Below are 18,205 nucleotides of genomic sequence, written 5' to 3'. Positions count from 1 at the left end.
GGCCTCGACTGCGCTGTCCACTCGGCGCGACAAACAGCTGTACCCACTGATGGCGACCAGATCGCCTGCCGGTCCGACCTGCAACCTCGCACCGGCAAAACGCATACAATCGCGGGCACTTTCACTTCCGGAGCGATTCCGATGCCCGCCCGCGATCCTCACGAACGCACCAGCCGTTTCCTCTCCCTGATCCTGCGCCACGCGCCCGACACCATCGGCCTGTCGCTGGACCGCAACGGCTGGGCCGATGTCGCCGAACTGCTCGCCACGGCCACCGCTCACGGCACGCCGCTCACGCTGGAAACGCTGCGCCACGTGGTGGCCGGCAACGACAAGCAACGCTTCGCCTTCAGCGAGGACGGGCTGCGCATCCGTGCCAGCCAGGGGCACTCGCTGCGCTCGGTCGACCTGGAGCTGGCGCCAGCCATCCCGCCCGCCGTGCTGTACCACGGTACGGCCAGCCGCTTCATCACGTCGATCCGCCAGTCGGGCCTGAAGCCGGGTTCGCGGCAGCACGTGCACCTGTCGGCGGACCGGGAGACGGCGATCAAGGTCGGCGCCCGCTATGGCGTGCCGGTCGTGCTGGAAGTGCGCGCCGCCGAGCTGCACACCCAGGGCCACGTCTTTTACGAATCCGACAACGGGGTATGGCTGACTGATGCCGTGCCCGTGCGCTTCATCGAGTTTCCGGCGCGGTAGTCAGGCCGCCGTCGGCGTATTGTCAGGCACCGGCGCGGGCACCGGTTCCAGCGGCTGGGGCGCCGTGAACTGCGTGGTGAGGAAATGCGCGATCTTTTGCTGCGTGACCGGCAGATAGGGGATGTTCATGTGGTCGGACTCGGGAATCGTCTCGTCCAGGTGCACGCGCATCAGCTTGGAAACGAGCACGTCTGTATGCATGTGCGGCACCACGTCGTCGGTGGCCGCGCGCAGCACATAGGTGGGGGCGGAGAGCAGCGATGCGTACTTGATCGATTCGAAGCGGTGGCGCAGCACGTAGCTGACCGGCACGCCACGGAAGCGGCGCTGCGCCAGCGCCAGGATCGAGTCGTAGGGCGTGATCAGCACCACCGAATGCACGGGCCGCTCCTTGGCCACCTGCACCGCCACGCCGGTGCCCAGGCTGCGGCCGACCACCGCGATGCGCTTCATGTCCACGTTGCGGCGGCTGCCCAGCCAGTCGAACAGCATGCAGGCATCCTCGACCATGTGCTCTTCGCCCGGTTCGCCGCGCGAATCACCATAACCGCGGTAGTTCATCGCCAGCACGGCCATGCCGGGGAACAGGTTGCCGGCATCGCGCGCCACCCACGAAACTTCCTCGGAGCGCCCGCCGAAGTACACCACGGCCGGGTGCGGGCCCGGCATGTTCGGCGTCATCAGCCAGCCCGCCAGGCGCGTGCCGTCGTGCGCGCGCAGCACCACGGCGCGCGTGCGGTGCGCGCTGCTGCGGGGGCTCTGCACTTCGCGGATCAGCGTGGGGTTGAACAGCAGCTTGCGCTGGCCGGCCGCGATCGCGGAGACCATGCCTGCCCACAGGAACCCGACCACGCCAACGGCCGCGGCGACTTTTCTCGACGTACTCATGAGCCCAGTCTACCGCCAAACGGCTCGGCACGTCGCGCGCACTGTTGCGTTTCCGCTATCGGGTATTGCCGGGCAGCTTATTGCAGCTTATTGCAGTTCAATGCAGCTCAAGGCCAACAACGCTGGCCAGGGTCGAAGGGCAGGCCAGGTCGAAAGGCGGGGCAGGCCGATCTAATGCCGGGCGGTTTGCGCCGCCTGGGCACGCAGCCGGTCCAGCTTGGCCGCGTACAAGGCATGATCGGCGCGCGTGGTGCTGCCGGCGATTGCCTGCTTGATGTGGCGGTCGGCGCCTCGGTAGTCGCCCAGTTGCCACAGGGCCGCCGCCAGCCAGGCGTGGAATTCATGGTAGTCCGGGTCGCGCTGCAACTCGCGTTCGAACAGGATGCGGGCGCGGCGCCAGTCACCCATCTCCATCGCCGTGCGCCCAAGGTTGAAGTAGTAGAACGGCATCAGTGGCTGCAGGCGCGCCAGCTTTTCGCGCATCACCGCCGACTCCTCCTTGCGGCCTTGCGCGTCCAGCAACTGGGCCAGGTTGTTGATCAACAATGTGCTGTCGGGTTCGCGTCCCATCGCCCAGCGCAGCGTGCGCTCGGCCAGCGCGGCGTCGCCGTGGCGGCGGTAGACGACGGCCAGCGTGTTATACGCATACAGCAACGTGGGGTCGCTGACGATTGCCTGCCGCGCCCACCAGTAGGCTTCGTCCAGGCGTTCACGCGCCAGCGCCTCGGCGGCGCGGTTGTTCATGAACATCGCCACCACGGTATGCCGCGCGATCATGTTGCCTTCCTTCGGCTTGCGGTCCGGCGGCGGCTGGAAGTCGACGACCAGGTAGCTGGCGCTGTCGTAAGACGACACGCTTTCGCGGATGGCGCGGCCCAGTTTCAGGTTCACGTGGCCGCTGTTGAAATACAGGTCGCCGCTGCGGCTCCAGGCATCGTCCACCGGCACGTCCTGGAATACGACCGGGATGTCGAGCTCGGCCGCCAGCGCGGCCGTCATGATCACCAGCGACAGGCAATTGCCCTGGCGAGCTTCGAAAGCCTGGGCGGCGGTGCGGGTGAGGGCGGAGTCATATTCGAGCTGCAGGCCGTCGCGCTCGTACAGGGCATCGAACAGCGCGCGGCGGATTTCCTTGCCGCGGCGGTGGCGCCGCACCTCGTCGGTGTAGGCCTTCATCGCCGGCGTGAGCGCGAAGATGTCGGCTTCGGTCAGCATGGCGGAGGCGGGGCCGAACAGGTGGTCGGCGAACAGGTCGTCGGGCGGCGCCACCGTGGACGGCGCCGTCGCGCAGCCGCCCAGGAAGGCACAGAGGATCAGGGCCAGCACGGCCCGAGGAAGTGAAACGAGCGGAGAAGTATCCATGGCGCCCTCCTGGCGGCCAGTATCCTCCCCGCTCCCCGGCTTGTCAAAGCCGCGCCGTCAGCGGGACGGCAGCACCATCAGCTGCAGGCCGGAAGGCGTGTCGGGCGCATGGTAGACGCGCTGCGTCGCCTTCCTGAAGTCCTCCGGCTTCGCCCTGGCGATGTCGGTAAACGTCTGCGGATTCAGGTCGACGAGCGGGAACCACGAGCTTTGCACCTGCACCATGATGCGGTGGCCGCGGCGGAACGTGTGGTGCACGTCCCCCAGGTGGAAGTTCACCGCCTCGACCTTGCCCGGCACGAACGGTTCGGCCCGCTCGAAGCTGTTGCGGAACTTGCCGCGCAGCGGATTGCCGCGCACCAGTTGCTGGTAGCCCGCCATCGCCAGCTTCGGCGGTGGCACATCCTTGCCGCGCCTGCGTTCCTCTTCGCCCGCAGGGTATTCGTTCGGGTACACGTCGATCAGCTTCACCACCCAGTCGGCATCCGTGCCGGTGGTGGAGACGAACAGCTTCGGCGTAACGGGGCCCGCGATCGTTACATCCTCTTCCAGCGGCTCGGTCTGGTAGACGAGCACGTCGGGCCGGGTGGCGGCAAAGCGCTGGTCCGACACCATGTATTCCTTCGGCACCCCGGTGGCCGGATAGCCGATGAACGGCACCGGCTTCTTCGGATCGCTCACGTATTCGTCGAAGCCGCTGTCGCGGTCCGCCGCGGTGGCGGGCTTTTGCCAGCCCAGGCCGCCGTTCGCGCCGAAATACAGGGTCTGCGCCTTGGCCTGTTGCGGCGGCCACGCGCTGTATTGCCGCCACACGTTCGTGCCCGTCTCGAACGCGGTAACGGCGGCGAGCGGCCGTTCCGGCTTGACGCCCTTCAGGTGCTGCTCGAAGAACGGGAACTGGATCTGCTTGCGGAAGTAATCGCTCGTATCGGCATCGAACTGCACCCGGCCCAGGCTGCGGCCGTCGCCGCCGGCCCAGCCGCCGTGCACCCACGGGCCCACCACCAGGCCGTTGAAGGTGTTCGGGTTGTACTTCCCGATTGCGTGGTAGGTCGTGAAGGGGCCCTGCAGGTCTTCGGCGTCGTACCAGCCGCCCACCGTCAGCACGGCTGCCTTGATGTTCTTCAGGTGCGGCGCGATATTGCGGCTCTTCCAGAACTCGTCGTAGCTCGTGTGTTCGATCATCGGCGCGAACAGCTTGCGCTGCTTGTCCGTCAGGCTCGAGGCGATGTTGTCGAGGGTGAGGCGTTGCAGGAAGTAGTCGTAGCCGTCCGGCACGCCGTAGTCGAACTCGCCCCACGTCTTCGGCAGCGGTGTCGGGTTCGGCTCCTCGGTGAACGCGGCATAGAAGTCGAAGTTGGCCGCCAGCATGAAGGCGCCGCCATGGTAGGCGTCGTCGCCCATGTACAGGTCGGTCACGGGTGCCTGCGGCGAGGCGGCCTTGATCGCCGGGTGCGAATCGATGATGCTGGCCGACGTGTAGAAGCCGGGGTAGCTGATGCCGAGGATGCCGACCTTGCCGTTATTGTTCGGCACGTGCTTCAGCAGCCACTCGACGGTGTCGTACATGTCCAGGCTTTCGTTGCCTTCGCCGGGAAGGAGGGTAGCCTTCAGGTGTGGCGTCATCTCCTGCCATTTGCCGCCGGACATGAAGCGACCCCGCACATCCTGCTTCACGAAGATGTAGCCGCTGTCCTCGAATTCCTTCGACGGCCCGATGTGCTTCGGCATGAAGCTCACGCCGTAGCGCAGTTCGCCGTCGGCCACCACGCCGGCGCTGTAGGGCGTGCGCTGCACCAGGAATGGATAGCTGCGGCTGGCATCCTTCGGTACGTAGACGGTGGTGAACAGCTTCACGCCGTCGCGCATGGGGATGCGGAATTCGTACTTCGTGTAACGCTCGGCGAGGTTGCTTTTGGCTTCCTTCCCGGCCGGTTCGTCGCGGTGGACGGCCAGGCCGGCGGCGTGCGCGCCGCCGCAGGCCAGCATCAGGGAGAGCGCGATGGCGCTGATGGATCGGGACATCGTTTCCTTTGTTCCTTATTTTGTTGGTTGAACACTGGGCCCGCCAGTGTAGCCGAACCGCCAAACGTGTCCCTATTGTTCAGCCGAGCGGTTCAGCCGAGCGGGCGCGGATCGACGGGATTGCCCTGCGCATCGAAGCGGGCCGCCACGGCCACCTGTTCGACGCCCAGCGTGGCCAGCGCATCGCGCACGTCGTCCACCTCCACTTCGAGATCGCTGCCCAGTTCCAGCGGCCGGTCGCCGGTGGCCAGCACAGGATCGGACAACTGCGTGCCGGCAAGGAGTTGCACGCGCAGCACCATGTCGCCGGCCACGTCGGCCGGGCCGATCACGGCGCGCACCGGGCCGCCGTGGCCGTCCAGCGCGGCGCCCAGCGTGGCCATCAGCGCCAGCATCGCCTGTTCGGCCAGGCCCTGCTGGCGGGCGCCGAAGAACAGGTCCTGGTACAGGAAGTTCAGTTGCAGGGCGCGGCCGGCCGGGGCGAGCAGGCGCTGCACGAGCGGCGCCGCATCCTGCGTCCAGCGGCGGTAGCGGTCCATGCGGGCGTCGAACCAGGCTTCGGCCTTCGCTTCGTCCTGCGGCACGGCGTAGAACGGATCGTCGGCGCGCTTTTGCGAAAAGCCGACGAGGAAGCGCAGCTCGACGGCCGCGTCATCCGGGCCGAACGCGGCGTCGCTCCAGCCGGTGATGCTGCGCTCCAGGGCCGGCGCCTCGGTCACTTTCTTGTTGCCCAGCACGGCCGAGGCTTCGCGCGCCATCGCATGCAGCTCGCTGTAGGTGATGCGGCTCGCTTCGGCCGCGTCGTAGGCATGGCGCACCAGCACCAGCTTCGCCTGCGGGCTTTCCAGGCCGGCGCGCTTCATGCTGTCCAGCAGGGCATCGTAGGCTCCATCGTCCTGGAAGCCTTCGGCCTCGACGAGGCCGCCCGTGCTGCCGACGAACACGGGAATGGCGAAGGCATCGATTTCCAGCGTGGGCGCGTTCTCCCTGCGGATTTGCAGCGAGGCCGCCGCTTCCTCGATCGTGGTACGCAGCAGCCGCCAGGCGCCGATATCCTCGTGGCTGGCCTGTTCGATGGCGCCGTACAGCACATCGTCCTTGCGGCCGTTCAGGTGGCGGCGCACCAGGCGGTGGAAGTCCGCTTCCCTTTGCCGCAGCGCATCGCCCAGCGTATCGCTGTCTTCCTGTTCGGCCAGTTCGAGCGCCAGCGCGCACAGGCTTGCTACCTGGGCCTCGTGCTCGTCGTGTTCGACGGTGGATGGGCGGGGGACGGGTTTTTTATTCTTGGGCATGGTTCTACCGATGCCCGGGAGGGCATCGTCAATGATCGATGTGGAAGGTGTCGTGCAATTCCTCGAGCAGGTCTTCCACCTCCTCGGCATCCAGGCCCAGGTGGCGGCAAGCCGGGTCGCCGCCTTTTTCCCACTCCAGCGAATCGCGGTTGCCATGGTAGCGCGCAATCCCCCGTTCGGCCAGCACCGAGGCGGCGACGAGGGAGCGGATCGCATCGTCCGTGGCGTCGTCGTCCAGCACGCCGTAGTCGTGATGGTGCAGGATGGCCCACGACACGTCCGGCGACAAGCCCCAGTTGCGCGCCAGCAGGCAGCCGATCGCGGCGTGGTTGGTGCTGTGCCGGGCATCCTCCACCTCGGTGAAGGCGCGCAGCAGGTCGCGGCCGGCGATCGCCAGCGTGTCGCCATAGTCGGTGAAGCGGTCCATCAGGAGGGGCACGCCGATGTCGCAGAACAGCCCGAAGGTGTGGGCGATGTCGGGCGGCGCGATGCGCAGCTTGCGGGCAATGAACACGAGCGACTGGGCGCGCCGTGCGCTGGTGTCCCAGAACTGGTTCAGCGCCGTGTTGCCGCCGTCGATCGCCTGCCGGGCCAGCAGGCCCGTCAGCAGTGCCGCGCACTGGTTGATGCCCAGGAAATTGATCGCCTGTTCCACCGATTTCGCCTTGCGGGCGGCGCCGAAGAAGGGCGAGTTGGCCAGCTTCAGCAAGGCGCCGGACATGCCCACGTCGTTGCCGATGATGCGGGCGATGCGCCGCGGCGACGGGTCTTCGTCGGCCAGCTCCGCCTGCAGGTCCACCAGCAGGCTCGGGCGAGGCGGAATGCGGATCGACCGAAGCAGGGCGTCTTCTACGGAGGATTCCTTGGCGTGGGAGGCGGCGGTGGTCATGGTCGATGGGCGTGGAGCGGCGAACGTGTCATTATCGCCTGTTTCGCCACGGCAATATCGGTTTTTTCCCGTTTTTCAATCCTTTCGGTGCCGAATGTTGCCGATCGGCGGCGATTCGATAGCGAAATGAACAGTTTTCCTTTGCAGGCAAGACAAGTGGCCGAGCCCGGCGCTGGCATACACGCCCCGGCGCTACAATCGGCGCCATGACGACTTATCTCGCAGGAATTGACTTCAATGCACCGTCGCACGAGGTGGCGCGGCTGCTGATCGGGGTAACGGTGCTGGTCGATGGCGTGGGCGGCCGCATCGTCGAAACGGAGGCCTACGACCGCGAGGACCCTGCCTCGCATACCTACAACGGCCCCACCGAGCGCAATGCGGCCATGTTCGGCCCGCCGGCGCATGCCTATGTATACCGTTCCTACGGCATTCACTGGTGCCTGAACTTCGTGTGCCGGGAAGAGGGGCATGGCGCCGGCGTGCTGATCCGTGCCATCGAACCGCTGCACGGCCTCGACAAGATGGCGGCGCGCCGCGGGCTCGACGATCCGCGCCTCTTGTGTTCGGGGCCGGGGCGCGTGTGCCAGGCGCTGGGCGTCACGCGCGAACACAACGGCAAATCGCTGGCGCTGCCGCCGTTTGAACTGCTGCCGCGCGATGCCGCGGCGATCGCCCTGCCGGTGGCGGCCGGCCCCCGCATCGGCATCTCGAAGGCGATGGACACGCCGTGGCGTTTCGGCGTCGCCCGCTCGCCTTACCTGAGCAAGCCGTTCCGCCAGCCGGACCGGCAATAACGCCCTGCCTGTCAACGGCGCTGCTGGCGGCCGGGTGCATCGTCCGCTCCCGACTCCAGGCGCAGCCCACGCATCGGACTGCCCGGGGCGCGGCGGTCCGCGGCCGGTGCCGCAGCCGCGGCTGCCGGGGCGGTCGCGCGGCCCGGCTGTTCGGCCGCGGCGTCGAGTTCGAACACGGCCACTGCGCGCGACAGGTTCACGGCCTGCTCCTGCAAGCTCTCGGCCGCGGCGGCGGCCTGCTCGACGAGGGCGGCGTTCTGCTGCGTGACGTCGTCGATCTGGCCCACCGCCTGGTTCACCTCCGAGATGCCTTGCGCCTGTTCGGCGCTGGCCGCGCTGATGCGGTCGATGATGCGGTTCACCTGTTGCACCGACGAGACGATATCGCCCATGCTGTTGCCGGCCTGGCTCACCGAGGCGGCGCCATCGTCGATGGTGGAGACGGAAGCGGCGATCAACTCCTTGATCTCCTTCGCGGCGGCGGCCGAGCGCTGCGCCAGCGTGCGAACCTCGGAGGCGACCACGGCGAAGCCGCGGCCCTGTTCGCCGGCGCGGGCCGCTTCCACGGCCGCGTTCAGCGCGAGGATATTGGTCTGGAACGAGATGCTGTCGATCACGCCGATGATTTCCACGATCTTGCGCGAGCTGGCGCGGATCGATTCCATCGTTGTCACGGCCTGCGACACGGCGGCGCCGCCTTTTTCCGCCATCTGCGAAGCGGTGGCGGCCAGCCGGCAGGCTTCGCGCGCGTTTTCCGCGTTCTGGCGCACGGCCGTGGTCAGCGTGGCCATCGCGCTGGCCGTCTCCTCGAGGGAGCCGGCCTGGCGTTCGGTGCGGGTGGACAGGTCGAGGTTGCCGACCGCGATCTCGTGCGAGGCCGTGTCGATCGATTGCACCGCGCCGCGGATCGTGCGCAACGTCTGGTTCAGGTTGGCGATGCTCTGGTCCAGCACGCGCGCCGTCTCCGCGATCTCGTCGCGCCCGGCATTGGGCTTGACGGACGTGAGCCGGCCCGCGGCCAGGCTGCGCACCACTTCGGCAATGCCGTTGATATCGCGCAGCAGGGCCGCACGCACCACCATCGATACCAGCAGCGACAGCCCCACCGACAGCACGCAGAGCACCGCCATGGCGATGCCCAGCTGGCGGAATTCGTCCTTGGCCGCGGCGTGGGCCGCTTCCGACAGCAGTTTTTCCCGCGCCGCCAGCCGTTGCAGGGCACCGTCGAGCAGCACGAACTGGCGCTCGGCCTTCTGCATCGCGTTGGTGGCGATCGACTGGTCCATCTGCGCCATTTCGATCGTTTCCAGCACCCCCTTGCGGTAGGCGAACAGCGCATGGCTGGAGCCGTCGACCAGCTTGCGCTCGTCGGGATCGGATACCCGCGCCAGCTGTGCCAGCTGCTGCTCGATGCCGCGGTGGCGCGCGTGGATCTGGTTGGTCAGCTGCGCCAGGCGGTTGTTCGCGAAGCTGCCGTTGACCCACGCCAGCAACTGGTAGATGTTGGCGTGGGAAAACTTCGCTTCGCCGGCGATGTCGGCGGCCGCCTTCAGCCGGGCCGCGCGCACCTGCACCAGGTTTTCCAGCGATGCGTTCTGGCGCACCATGCCGACCCAGGCGCAGGCGGTGATGGCCACCAGCAAGACCAGCACGATGCCAGGCGCCAGCAGCAATTTGGGACCGATACGTAATTTGTTCAGCATGACGACTCCGCCAGGGTGGATGATTGTTATGAGCGACGCATCAGTTCTTGTAGATGCCGGCTTCCACCACCACGTCGCCCACGCGCATGATGTAGGTGGTCTTCGGTTCGATCTTGCCGCTGACCGGATTCTTGTACATGTAGTCGACCCAGCCCTTGCCCTTCCTTGCGGCCAGTTCGATGATTTCGCGGCGATATACCTTGCCGCTGGCGTCCGGCACGTCCGTCAGGTTCTTGCCCACGATCGAAGGATTGATCGGGTGGGCGAGCACGATGCCCGTGTTGATGTCGCGGATGTCGACATACAGCTCGCCCTGCACGAATTCCGGGTCCTTGGCGGACAGTTTTTTGGCCAGCGCATCCTTGCCGTTGGCTTTCAGGAAGGCGGCGCCGCGTTCGACCATGGCGATCGCGTCTTTCTCGGTCGGTTCGGCGGTGGCGAAGGCGGCGGTGTTGACGGTGGCGAATGCCAGGCATGCCATGCTGCGGATCAGTACTTGTTTCATGAGAATTCCCCGTGGTTGGTTAAGGTCAAATCATTGTGCTCCGATGCTGCTGACAGGAAATTGCGCTAGAACAAAGTGGCAAAACCACCGACAACATTGCGGACTGCGGATTTCCGTGTGGATATTGAGCTTGTGCAACATTGGGTGGGTGCCGGCTGCATAGCATGGGGATTCGTTTATCCCGGAGAACACAATGACGACCGAATTCGCCCCGCAAAAATTCAAGCCGTACACCCGTCAAAGCATCCGCCAGGCCCGCCAGTGGCAATGGCTGCCGCCGGACCAGCAGGAAGCCGTGCAGGTGGTTTCGCACGTGATGCCGTTCCGCACCAACGAGTACGTGCTCGAGAACCTGATCGACTGGCGCAACGTGCCGGACGATCCCATCTACCGCCTGGTGTTCCCGCACCGCGACATGCTGCCCGTGGAGGAATACCGCCAGCTGCGCGACCTGGTGCTGGTGAAGCAGGACGACGCGGCCATCGCCGCCCTGGTGCACAAGATCCGCATGCGCATGAACCCGCACCCGGCGGGCCAGATGACGCACAATGTGCCGCGCGTGAACGACCACGTGCTCAAGGGCTTGCAGCACAAGTACAAGGAAACCGTGCTGTTCTTCCCCAGCTCGGGCCAGACCTGCCACGCCTACTGCACGTTCTGCTTCCGCTGGCCGCAGTTCGTGGGCATGGACGACATGAAATTCGACGCCAGGGAAACGGGCGAGCTGGTGTCCTACCTGAAGTCCCACGAGGAAGTGACGGACGTCCTGATCACCGGCGGCGACCCGATGATCATGAACACGCGCTCGCTGGCCGACTTCATCGAACCGCTGCTGGCGCCGGAACTGGCGCACATCCAGAACATTCGCATCGGCACGAAGTCCGTTGCATATTGGCCACAGCGCTTCGTCACGGACAAGGATGCGGACGACCTGCTGCGCCTGTTCGAGAAGGTCGTTGCCAGCGGCAAGAACCTGGCGATCATGGGCCACTACAACCATGCCGTGGAACTGCGCCAGGACATCGCCCAGAAGGCCGTCAAGCGCATCGTCGGCACCGGCGCCACCTTGCGCATGCAGGGCCCGCTGATCCGCCACATCAACGAAGATCCGCACAGCTGGGCCGAACTGTGGCGCACCGGTGTGCGCCTGGGCGCCATCCCGTACTACATGTTCGTGGAACGCGACACGGGCCCGCGCGAGTACTTCCAGCTGCCGCTGGCGCGCGCGCACGAGATCTTCCAGCAGGCCTACCAGATGGTGTCGGGCCTGGCGCGCACCGTGCGCGGCCCGTCGATGAGCGCCTTCCCCGGCAAGGTCGCCATCGACGGCGTGGTCACGATCAACGGCGAAAAGCTGTTCGCGCTGCAGTTCCTGCAGGCACGCAACCCGGATTGGGTGAGGAAGCCGTTCTTTGCCAAGTTCGATCCGAACGCCACCTGGCTCGACCACCTCAAGCCCGCCTTCGGCAAGGAGAAGTTCTTCTTCGAGGAGGGTGGCGATGCGGGCCATGGCGACCACGCGCCGCAGCAGCGCAAGGTGATCCCGATCGCCAGCGCGCGCGAGTGCGCGTCGCAGAGCAACGCGGCCTGACGATGGACACGCCCGCGCCCGTATCAGCGGCCGCCGCCGTGTTCGGCGGGCGCCGGCGCGTGCCGGGCCGATTGTCCGGCCTGGCCGTGCTGTGCCTCGTGTTCCTGCCGTATGCACTGGGGCATTACCTGTCGTGCCTGCTACGCACCGTGAACGCCGTGCTGGCGCCGCATCTCGTGAACGCCGCGGCGCTGACACCGGGAGACCTGGGTTTGCTTACCAGCGCCTACTTCCTGGCGTTCGCGGTGGCGCAGCTGCCGGTCGGCATCGCGCTGGACCGCTACGGGCCGCGCCTGGTGCAAGTCCCGATGCTGCTGCTGGCGGCCGTGGGCACCTTCGCCTTCGCGTGCAGCGGCGACTTCGTGCAGATGCTGGCCGCGCGCACGGTGATGGGGCTCGGATTGGCCGGTTGCTTCATGGCGGCCGTGAAGGCGATTTCCACGTGGATCTCGCCGGCCAGGCTGCCGTCGGTGCAGGGTTACCTGATCGCCGCGGGCGGCCTGGGCGCGGCGTCGTCGACGCTGCCGGTACGGCTGTTCCTGCAGCATGCCGACTGGCGCTGGCTCTTCGTCGTGCTGGCCCTGTGCTGCGTGGCGGTGGCGCTCCTGATCCTGCTGCTGGCGCCCACGCCGCCGGCCGCGCCGCGCAAGTGTTTCGATATCGCGATCATGGGCGAGGTGTTCCGGCACCCGGCCTTCCGCGAAACGGCGGGGCTGGTGCTGGTGCCGCACACGGTGTTCTTCGGCATCCAGGGCCTGTGGATCGGCCGCTGGCTGACCGACGTGGGGCGTTTTCCCGAACAGGGCGTGACATGGCTGCTGTACCTCGGCATGGCGGCCGTGATCTTCGGCGCGATCGCGGTCGGCATGGTGACCGAGTGGGCGGCCAGGCGCGGGGTCGACACGATCAGCGTGGCGGCCGTCGGCGTGTCGCTGTTCGTGATGGTGCAGTGCGGCTTCGTGCTGGGCTGGCAACCCACGCTGCCGATGCTCTCCGTGCTGTTCACGCTGGTCGGCACCATCACCGGCATCGAATACACGATCGTGGCGCAGGCGATGCCGCCGGCGCTGACGGGGCGCGCCTCCACCTGCCTGAACCTGTTGATCTTTACCGGAGCGTTCATCGTGCAGGCGGGCTTCGGCATGATCGTCGGCCTGTGGCTGCCGGACCCCGCTGGCCACCTGCCGGCCGCCGCCTACCAGTGGGCGTTCTTCGTGCTGGTGCTGGTGCAATTGCCGGGCATCGCCTGGTTCGTCTGGCGGCGGCGCAGGCCGCTTCTCGCGAACCCTGTAGAATCTCCGCTTTGACCGGAAGCCGCATGCGTTGGGCTTTCGCCGCATCATGAAGCAGGAGAGAAAATGAAATTGGTTCGTTATGGCCGCATCGGCAAAGAGAAGCCGGGCCTGATCGATGAAGAGGGCAGGCTGCGCGACCTGTCCGGCGTGGTCGGCGACATCGCCGGCGCCAACCTGTCGGACAAGGTGTTGAAGAAGATCGCCAGGATCCCCTACGACACGCTGCCCCTCGTGCGCGGCAATCCGCGCTTCGGCGTGCCGGTGGGGAAGGTGGGCAAGTTCATCGGCATCGGCCTCAATTACGCCGACCATGCGGCCGAATCGAACCTGCCGGTGCCCACCGAACCGATCGTGTTCATGAAGGCCATCACGAGTCTCTCGGGGCCGGACGATCCGGTGATGCTGCCGAAAGGCTCGAAGAAGACGGACTGGGAAGTGGAGCTGGGCGTCGTCATCGGCACCCGCGCGCGCCACGTGAGCGAAGCCGACGCCGAGAAATACGTGGCCGGCTACTGCGTGGTCAACGACGTCTCCGAGCGCGAGTACCAGCTCGAACGCGGCGGCCAGTGGGACAAGGGCAAGGGCTGCGACACGTTCGGCCCGGTCGGCCCCTGGCTGGTGACGCGCGACGAGGTGTGGGATGTCAACGACCTCGATCTCTACCTGGAAGTGAACGGCAAGCGCATGCAGACCGGGAACACGTCGACGATGATCTTCAAGGTGCCGCAGATCGTGTCCTACCTGTCGCAGTTCATGACGCTGGAGCCGGGCGACATCATCGCCACCGGCACGCCGCCCGGCGTGGGCATGGCGCGCAAGCGCTTCCTGAAGAAGGGGGATTTCCTGCGGCTGGGCATTGCCGGACTGGGCGAGCAGCAGCAGGATGTGATCGGGTTCCAGCAGTTCTAGTACGCCAGCAAATGTTTCCGTAAAAATGGGGACGTACCCCGTTTTTGCGGAAACATTGCACGGGAAATGGGGTCTGTCCCCATTTTCCGGGCAATGCCGCAAGCATCAAGCCGGCCGGATCGCCACCAACGCCTTCTCCACCGCATCCGACAACCGCGTGACGATCTGCCCCAGGTCCGCCTCGGTGGCGATGAACGGCGGCGCCAGCAAAATGTGGTCGCCGCGCTTGCCGTCGGCGGTGCCGCCCATCGGATACACCATCAGGCCACACGCCAGGGCCTTTTCCTTCACCGCCGCGTGCAGCTTCAGGTCCGGGTCGAACGGGCGCTTGGTCGCGCGGTCCTGCACCAGTTCCAGCCCCACCAGCAGGCCGCGGCCGCGGATGTCGCCCACGTGCGGATGGCCGCCGAAGGCGTCGCGCAGCATGCGCCGCAGCGTGGTGCCGCGCACGGTGGCCGCGCCCAGCAGGCAGTCGCGCTTGATCACTTTTTGCACGGCCAGCGCGGCGGCCGCCGCGACCGGGTGCGCGTTGTACGTGTGCCCGTGCTGGAAGATGCCGCTGCCGTTGCGCAGGCGCTCCACCACGTGGTCGCGCGCCAGCAGGGCGCCGATCGGCTGGTAGCCGGCCGCCAGGCCCTTGCCCAGCGCCACCAGGTCGGGCACCACGCCATCCTGCTCGATGGCGAACAGCGTGCCGGTGCGGCCCATGCCGCACATGACTTCGTCGGCGATGAACAGGATGCCGTACTTGTCGCACAGCGCCCGCACCCCCTTGAAGTAGCCGGGCGTGGGCGGCACGGCGCCCAGGGTGGCGCCCACCACCGTCTCGGCACAGAAGCCGATGATGTTTTCCGGGCCCACTTCCAGGATCTTCTGCTCCAGCTCGGCGATCAGGCCGGCCGTGTACTCGTTGATATCCTGGCCGGGCGGGCGGTGGCGGTATTCGTAGCAGGGCGAGACGCGCGGCACGTCCATCAGCAGCGGCTCGAACTGCTTGCGGCGCGCTTCGTTGCCGCCCAGCGCCAGTGCACCGAGCGTATTGCCGTGATAGCTCTGCTTGCGGGCGATGAAGATGCGCCGCTGGCGCTCGCCGTTCTCCACGAAGAATTGCCGCGCCATCTTCAGCGCCGCCTCGATCGCCTCGGAACCGCCGGATACCAGGTACACGTTGTTCAGGTCGCCCGGCGCGTCCGTGGCCAGGCGCTGCGCCAGTTCCTCGGCCGCGTCGGTGGTGAAGAAGCCGGAGTGGGCATAGGCCGTCGTCTTCATCTGCGCGCTCATCGCCGCCAGCACGTCCGGATGGCTGTGGCCCAGCGAGGACACGGCGGCGCCCCCGCTCGCGTCGATATAGGTATTGCCATTGCTGTCGCGCATGTACATGCCGAAGGCGCACACGGCGGTGGGGGGCGTCTGGCGCAGGTTCCGGTGGATCATTTGGGTCATGATGTCCTCGTTGGGGTGTCGACCGGTCGACAGTAGCCCGCGAGCAACACCAAGACTTTGATTTTTCCCCTGCCGTGAGCGAATATTGCCGTCATGTCAGACCGCCTTCCCCCCATCCCGCCCGAGCATATGACGCCGGAACAACGGGCCGCCGCCCAGGACGTGATCGCCGGCCCGCGCGGCGCGCTGTACGGCCCCTTCGTTCCGCTGCTGCGCAGCCCTGAACTGATGAGCTCTGTCCAGCACGTGGGCGAGTACCTGCGTTACCGCAGCGCGATCGGCACGCGGCTGTCGGAACTGGCCATCCTCGTCACGGCCCGGCAGTGGAACCAGCAGGTGGAATGGGCAATCCATGCGCCGATCGCCGCCGAAGCGGGCATTGCCCCGACCGTCATCGACGCGATCGCGCACCGGCGCCCGCCCGCCGGCCTGGCGTCGGACGAGCAGGCGGTCTACGACTTCTGCATGGAGCTGCAACGGGACAAGCGCGTCACCGACGCCACGTACGGCGCCGCGCTGCGCCTGTTCGGCGAGCACGGCGTGACGGACCTGATGGGATTGAACGGCTACTACACCCTGTTGGCAATGGTGATGAACGCCGCGCAGTCGGCGGCGCCGGAGTCGACGGCAGTTCCGCTGCCGGAGTAGCGGCAGCCGAAGAAGCCGCGCTGCGTCCTGGTGTCGTACACCGGCTTTGCCGGTGTACGACACCGGTTTTCGGCACCGCAGTCGCCGACTTCGGCAGGGAAAACCGGTGTCTGACACCAATTCCGCTGGAATTGATGTCAGACACCTATCCTCTCAGCCGTTATCTCTTGAGGACTTTCTGCAGCCAGCCGGAAATGTCGGCCACTTCTTCCGGGCAGACGGAGTGCTGCATGTAGTAGTCGTGCCACTCGACCTGGTAGCCCAGCGCCTTCAGCGCGTCGCGCGAGGCGGTGGCGCGGGCGAGCGGCACTACCGGGTCCAGGCGGCCGTGGGCGAGGAAGATCGGCGTGTCCGCATTGGCGGCGTTGCGCTCGGCGGCCGTTTTGTCAGCCAGCGGCAGGTAGCCGGACAGGCACAGCAGCCCGGCCAGCTTTTCCTTGTAGCGCAGGCCCGTCTGCAGGGTCATCGCGCAGCCTTGCGAGAAGCCGCCCAGGATGATGCGGCTGGCCGGAATGCCGCGCGATTTCTCCCGCTCGATCAGCGCTTCCACCTGGAGCTGCGAGGCGCGCAAGCCCTTTTCGTCTTCCTGGCGGCCAAGGTCGGTATGCACGATGTCGTACCATGCGCGCATCGTGTAGCCGCCGTTGATCGTCACCGGCATGGTGTTCGCGTGCGGGAAGATGAAGCGGATGCCGGGCAGGCCGGAGAGATTCAGTTCCTGCACGAACGGCACGAAGTCGTTGCCGTCCGCCCCCAGGCCATGCAGCCAGATGATCGCCACCTGCGGATTGTCGTTGGTGGCGACTTCGATGTTCGGTAACACGTCGATCATGGATTCCTCGTCATTGCAGTGGGGTGTCGGCCGCCTTGTTGCGGATGGCCGATTTCGGCCGGAACGCCTTGCACACGGCGGCATCGGTCTCGATATACGGCCCACCGATCAGGTCCACGCAGTATGGCACCGCGGCAAAGATGCCGGCAGCCAGTACGTTGCCGGCGTCATCCTTCAAGCCTTCCAGCGTTTCCTTGATGGATTTCGGCTGGCCGGGCAGGTTCATCACCAACGCGGCGTGGTCGGTAGTCTCGCGGATCACCGCCACCTGCCGCGACAGGATCGCGGTGGGCACGAAGCGCAGGCTGATCTGCCGCATCTGCTCGCCGAAGCCCGGCATTTCCTTCGTGCCGATGGCCAGCGTGGCTTCCGGCGTCACGTCGCGGCGGGCCGGGCCGGTGCCGCCCGTGGTCAGCACCAGATGGCATTTCACGGTATCGACCAGCTCCACCAGCGTCGCTTCGATCGTGGCACGGTCATCGGGGATCAGGCGCGTCTCCACGCGGAAGGGCGTGGTGATCGCGCGCTTGAGCCAGTCTTCCAGCGCCGGAATCCCCTGGTCCTGGTATACGCCGCCGCTGGCCCGGTCGGAGACCGACACCAGGCCCACGACCAGCAAATTCGCCAGTTCACTCGGCTCGATCGTCATCCTCGTCTTCCTCTTCGTCGGCATCGGCCTCGGCCTGCTTGGCGGCGCCGCGCGCCTTGGTATCCAGTTCCTTCAGGATCTGGAAGATTTCGCGGTAAGCCTTCGGCGGCTTGTTTTCGGCCTGTTCCTTGCGCGCATTGCGGATCAGGGTGCGCAGGTGCTGCGCATCGAGTTCCTGGTGCTCGGCCAGCAGCGCGGTCAATGCCTGATCGTCGGCCAGCAGCTTTTCGCGGCGGCGTTCCAGCGCGTGCAGCGCGGCCGTATCGGCCTTCGAGGCGCCTTTCCAGCCTTCGATCGTGCGCTGGATGACGGCCACTTCCTCTTCCGTCAGCGTGCGCATTTTCTTGCCAACGAATTGCAGCTGCCGGCGGCGGCCTTCGTGGTTCTTGATGTTCTGGCATTCCAGAATGGCATCCCGCACGTCTTCCGGCATCGGCACGCGCTTGACGCGGTCGCGCGGCTGTTCCACCAGTTCGAGGCCCAGCGCCTGCAGGGCGTCGGACTGGCGTTTCATTTCGGTTTTGGAAGGGCGCTCGTACTTTTCCTGGAATTCGGAAGAATCGAAGCCGACGGCCCCGCGGTTTGCATTTGGCATGATAGAAAAACGCGCCATTCAGGCGCGCCTGTAAAAACGGTAAACGGCTGCTATGATAACTGTTTTAATGCTTAGCCGACCAA

The 18,205-nt window shown here is 66.4% G+C and carries 17 protein-coding genes; 6 read left to right on the top strand and 11 right to left on the bottom strand.

Features of this window, described 5'->3' with window-relative positions; all coding sequences use genetic code 11:
• The first annotated feature begins 141 nt into the window (after window positions 1-141).
• Window positions 142-699, top strand: coding sequence for an RNA 2'-phosphotransferase (locus V6Z91_RS04430; protein WP_338767157.1), 558 nt, complete (start codon window positions 142-144; stop codon window positions 697-699).
• Here V6Z91_RS04430 and V6Z91_RS04425 read toward each other — a convergent pair whose 3' ends face one another.
• The 5 genes from V6Z91_RS04425 to V6Z91_RS04405 all read right to left on the bottom strand — a co-directional run bounded on the left by V6Z91_RS04425 (window position 700) and on the right by V6Z91_RS04405 (window position 7,155).
• Window positions 700-1,587: an alpha/beta fold hydrolase gene (locus V6Z91_RS04425; protein WP_338767155.1), complete on the bottom strand. Its 888-nt coding sequence runs from the start codon at window positions 1,585-1,587 to the stop codon at window positions 700-702. It abuts the gene before it with no gap.
• Between the two features lie 171 nt (window positions 1,588-1,758).
• The gene (locus tag V6Z91_RS04420; protein WP_338767152.1) at window positions 1,759-2,949 is read right to left on the bottom strand and encodes a tetratricopeptide repeat protein; all 1,191 of its coding nucleotides are present in this window, start codon (window positions 2,947-2,949) and stop codon (window positions 1,759-1,761) included.
• A 57-nt stretch (window positions 2,950-3,006) separates the two neighbouring features.
• Window positions 3,007-4,974: a CocE/NonD family hydrolase gene (locus V6Z91_RS04415; protein WP_338767150.1), complete on the bottom strand. Its 1,968-nt coding sequence runs from the start codon at window positions 4,972-4,974 to the stop codon at window positions 3,007-3,009.
• Between the two features lie 92 nt (window positions 4,975-5,066).
• A complete protein-coding gene (locus V6Z91_RS04410; protein WP_338767148.1) occupies window positions 5,067-6,266 on the bottom strand; it encodes a hypothetical protein in 1,200 nt (399 codons plus the stop codon).
• Between the two features lie 28 nt (window positions 6,267-6,294).
• Complete coding sequence (locus V6Z91_RS04405; protein ID WP_338767146.1) at window positions 6,295-7,155, bottom strand: HDOD domain-containing protein; 861 nt, start codon at window positions 7,153-7,155, stop codon at window positions 6,295-6,297.
• 206 nt (window positions 7,156-7,361) lie between these two features.
• Between V6Z91_RS04405 and V6Z91_RS04400 the strand changes: the two genes are divergently transcribed.
• Window positions 7,362-7,952: a DNA-3-methyladenine glycosylase gene (locus V6Z91_RS04400; protein WP_338767144.1), complete on the top strand. Its 591-nt coding sequence runs from the start codon at window positions 7,362-7,364 to the stop codon at window positions 7,950-7,952.
• 11 nt (window positions 7,953-7,963) lie between these two features.
• On the opposite strand, the gene V6Z91_RS04395 is transcribed toward V6Z91_RS04400, so the two are convergent.
• Both V6Z91_RS04395 and V6Z91_RS04390 read right to left on the bottom strand, forming a co-directional pair.
• Window positions 7,964-9,655 carry a methyl-accepting chemotaxis protein gene (locus tag V6Z91_RS04395; RefSeq protein ID WP_338767142.1) on the bottom strand — a complete coding sequence of 564 codons (1,692 nt, stop codon included), beginning with the start codon at window positions 9,653-9,655 and terminating at the stop codon, window positions 7,964-7,966.
• 40 nt (window positions 9,656-9,695) lie between these two features.
• Complete coding sequence (locus V6Z91_RS04390) at window positions 9,696-10,160, bottom strand: cache domain-containing protein (protein ID WP_338767139.1); 465 nt, start codon at window positions 10,158-10,160, stop codon at window positions 9,696-9,698.
• Window positions 10,161-10,353: 193 nt separating this feature from the next.
• Here V6Z91_RS04390 and V6Z91_RS04385 point away from each other — a divergent pair, with 193 nt between their 5' ends.
• Genes V6Z91_RS04385 through V6Z91_RS04375 form a run of 3 tightly spaced genes read left to right on the top strand, consistent with a single transcriptional unit; the run spans window position 10,354 to window position 13,955 of the window.
• A complete protein-coding gene (locus V6Z91_RS04385; RefSeq protein ID WP_338767137.1) occupies window positions 10,354-11,751 on the top strand; it encodes a lysine 2,3-aminomutase in 1,398 nt (465 codons plus the stop codon).
• Window positions 11,752-11,753: 2 nt separating this feature from the next.
• Complete coding sequence (locus tag V6Z91_RS04380; RefSeq protein ID WP_338767135.1) at window positions 11,754-13,058, top strand: MFS transporter; 1,305 nt, start codon at window positions 11,754-11,756, stop codon at window positions 13,056-13,058.
• A 51-nt stretch (window positions 13,059-13,109) separates the two neighbouring features.
• Window positions 13,110-13,955 carry a fumarylacetoacetate hydrolase family protein gene (locus tag V6Z91_RS04375; protein WP_338767132.1) on the top strand — a complete coding sequence of 282 codons (846 nt, stop codon included), beginning with the start codon at window positions 13,110-13,112 and terminating at the stop codon, window positions 13,953-13,955.
• A gap of 105 nt (window positions 13,956-14,060) precedes the next feature.
• Here the strand turns inward: V6Z91_RS04375 and V6Z91_RS04370 are convergent, their stop codons facing one another.
• Entirely contained in the window at window positions 14,061-15,398 is a 1,338-nt protein-coding gene (locus tag V6Z91_RS04370) for an aspartate aminotransferase family protein (RefSeq protein ID WP_338767130.1), read from the bottom strand.
• A gap of 93 nt (window positions 15,399-15,491) precedes the next feature.
• On the opposite strand from V6Z91_RS04370, the gene V6Z91_RS04365 reads away from it, so the two are divergent.
• Window positions 15,492-16,046, top strand: coding sequence for a carboxymuconolactone decarboxylase family protein (locus V6Z91_RS04365; RefSeq protein ID WP_338767128.1), 555 nt, complete (start codon window positions 15,492-15,494; stop codon window positions 16,044-16,046).
• A gap of 160 nt (window positions 16,047-16,206) precedes the next feature.
• Here the strand turns inward: V6Z91_RS04365 and V6Z91_RS04360 are convergent, their stop codons facing one another.
• The 3 genes from V6Z91_RS04360 to yjgA are packed head-to-tail and all read right to left on the bottom strand — an operon-like array spanning window position 16,207 to window position 18,122.
• Window positions 16,207-16,878, bottom strand: a complete 672-nt coding sequence (locus tag V6Z91_RS04360) for a carboxylesterase (RefSeq protein ID WP_338767124.1) — start codon at window positions 16,876-16,878, stop codon at window positions 16,207-16,209.
• A 10-nt stretch (window positions 16,879-16,888) separates the two neighbouring features.
• Window positions 16,889-17,527: a molybdopterin adenylyltransferase gene (mog, locus tag V6Z91_RS04355; protein WP_338767121.1), complete on the bottom strand. Its 639-nt coding sequence runs from the start codon at window positions 17,525-17,527 to the stop codon at window positions 16,889-16,891.
• The gene (gene yjgA / locus V6Z91_RS04350; RefSeq protein WP_338767119.1) at window positions 17,508-18,122 is read right to left on the bottom strand and encodes a ribosome biogenesis factor YjgA; all 615 of its coding nucleotides are present in this window, start codon (window positions 18,120-18,122) and stop codon (window positions 17,508-17,510) included. The genes mog and yjgA overlap by 20 nt, the downstream gene beginning before the upstream one ends.
• Between the last annotated feature and the right edge of the window lie 83 nt (window positions 18,123-18,205).

The sequence above is a fragment of the Massilia sp. METH4 genome, from assembly GCF_037094685.1.
GTDB lineage: Bacteria > Pseudomonadota > Gammaproteobacteria > Burkholderiales > Burkholderiaceae_D > Rugamonas.
The sequence above is the reverse complement of the archived record's forward strand: the minus strand, read 5'-3'. Positions and strand labels throughout refer to the sequence as shown.

Excerpts from the sequence above, each read along its gene's own strand:
- V6Z91_RS04415 (WP_338767150.1), bottom strand. The coding sequence starts at position 4,974 with ATGTCCCGATCCATCAGCGCCATCGCGCTCTCCCTGATGCTGGCCTGC.
- V6Z91_RS04430 (WP_338767157.1), top strand. The coding sequence starts at position 142 with ATGCCCGCCCGCGATCCTCACGAACGCACCAGCCGTTTCCTCTCCCTG.
- V6Z91_RS04400 (WP_338767144.1), top strand. The coding sequence starts at position 7,362 with ATGACGACTTATCTCGCAGGAATTGACTTCAATGCACCGTCGCACGAG.
- yjgA (WP_338767119.1), bottom strand. The coding sequence starts at position 18,122 with ATGCCAAATGCAAACCGCGGGGCCGTCGGCTTCGATTCTTCCGAATTC.
- V6Z91_RS04395 (WP_338767142.1), bottom strand. The coding sequence starts at position 9,655 with ATGCTGAACAAATTACGTATCGGTCCCAAATTGCTGCTGGCGCCTGGC.
- V6Z91_RS04370 (WP_338767130.1), bottom strand. The coding sequence starts at position 15,398 with ATGACCCAAATGATCCACCGGAACCTGCGCCAGACGCCCCCCACCGCC.
- V6Z91_RS04410 (WP_338767148.1), bottom strand. The coding sequence starts at position 6,266 with ATGCCCAAGAATAAAAAACCCGTCCCCCGCCCATCCACCGTCGAACAC.
- V6Z91_RS04375 (WP_338767132.1), top strand. The coding sequence starts at position 13,110 with ATGAAATTGGTTCGTTATGGCCGCATCGGCAAAGAGAAGCCGGGCCTG.
- V6Z91_RS04385 (WP_338767137.1), top strand. The coding sequence starts at position 10,354 with ATGACGACCGAATTCGCCCCGCAAAAATTCAAGCCGTACACCCGTCAA.
- mog (WP_338767121.1), bottom strand. The coding sequence starts at position 17,527 with ATGACGATCGAGCCGAGTGAACTGGCGAATTTGCTGGTCGTGGGCCTG.
- V6Z91_RS04380 (WP_338767135.1), top strand. The coding sequence starts at position 11,754 with ATGGACACGCCCGCGCCCGTATCAGCGGCCGCCGCCGTGTTCGGCGGG.
- V6Z91_RS04425 (WP_338767155.1), bottom strand. The coding sequence starts at position 1,587 with ATGAGTACGTCGAGAAAAGTCGCCGCGGCCGTTGGCGTGGTCGGGTTC.
- V6Z91_RS04365 (WP_338767128.1), top strand. The coding sequence starts at position 15,492 with ATGTCAGACCGCCTTCCCCCCATCCCGCCCGAGCATATGACGCCGGAA.
- V6Z91_RS04360 (WP_338767124.1), bottom strand. The coding sequence starts at position 16,878 with ATGATCGACGTGTTACCGAACATCGAAGTCGCCACCAACGACAATCCG.
- V6Z91_RS04420 (WP_338767152.1), bottom strand. The coding sequence starts at position 2,949 with ATGGATACTTCTCCGCTCGTTTCACTTCCTCGGGCCGTGCTGGCCCTG.
- V6Z91_RS04390 (WP_338767139.1), bottom strand. The coding sequence starts at position 10,160 with ATGAAACAAGTACTGATCCGCAGCATGGCATGCCTGGCATTCGCCACC.
- V6Z91_RS04405 (WP_338767146.1), bottom strand. The coding sequence starts at position 7,155 with ATGACCACCGCCGCCTCCCACGCCAAGGAATCCTCCGTAGAAGACGCC.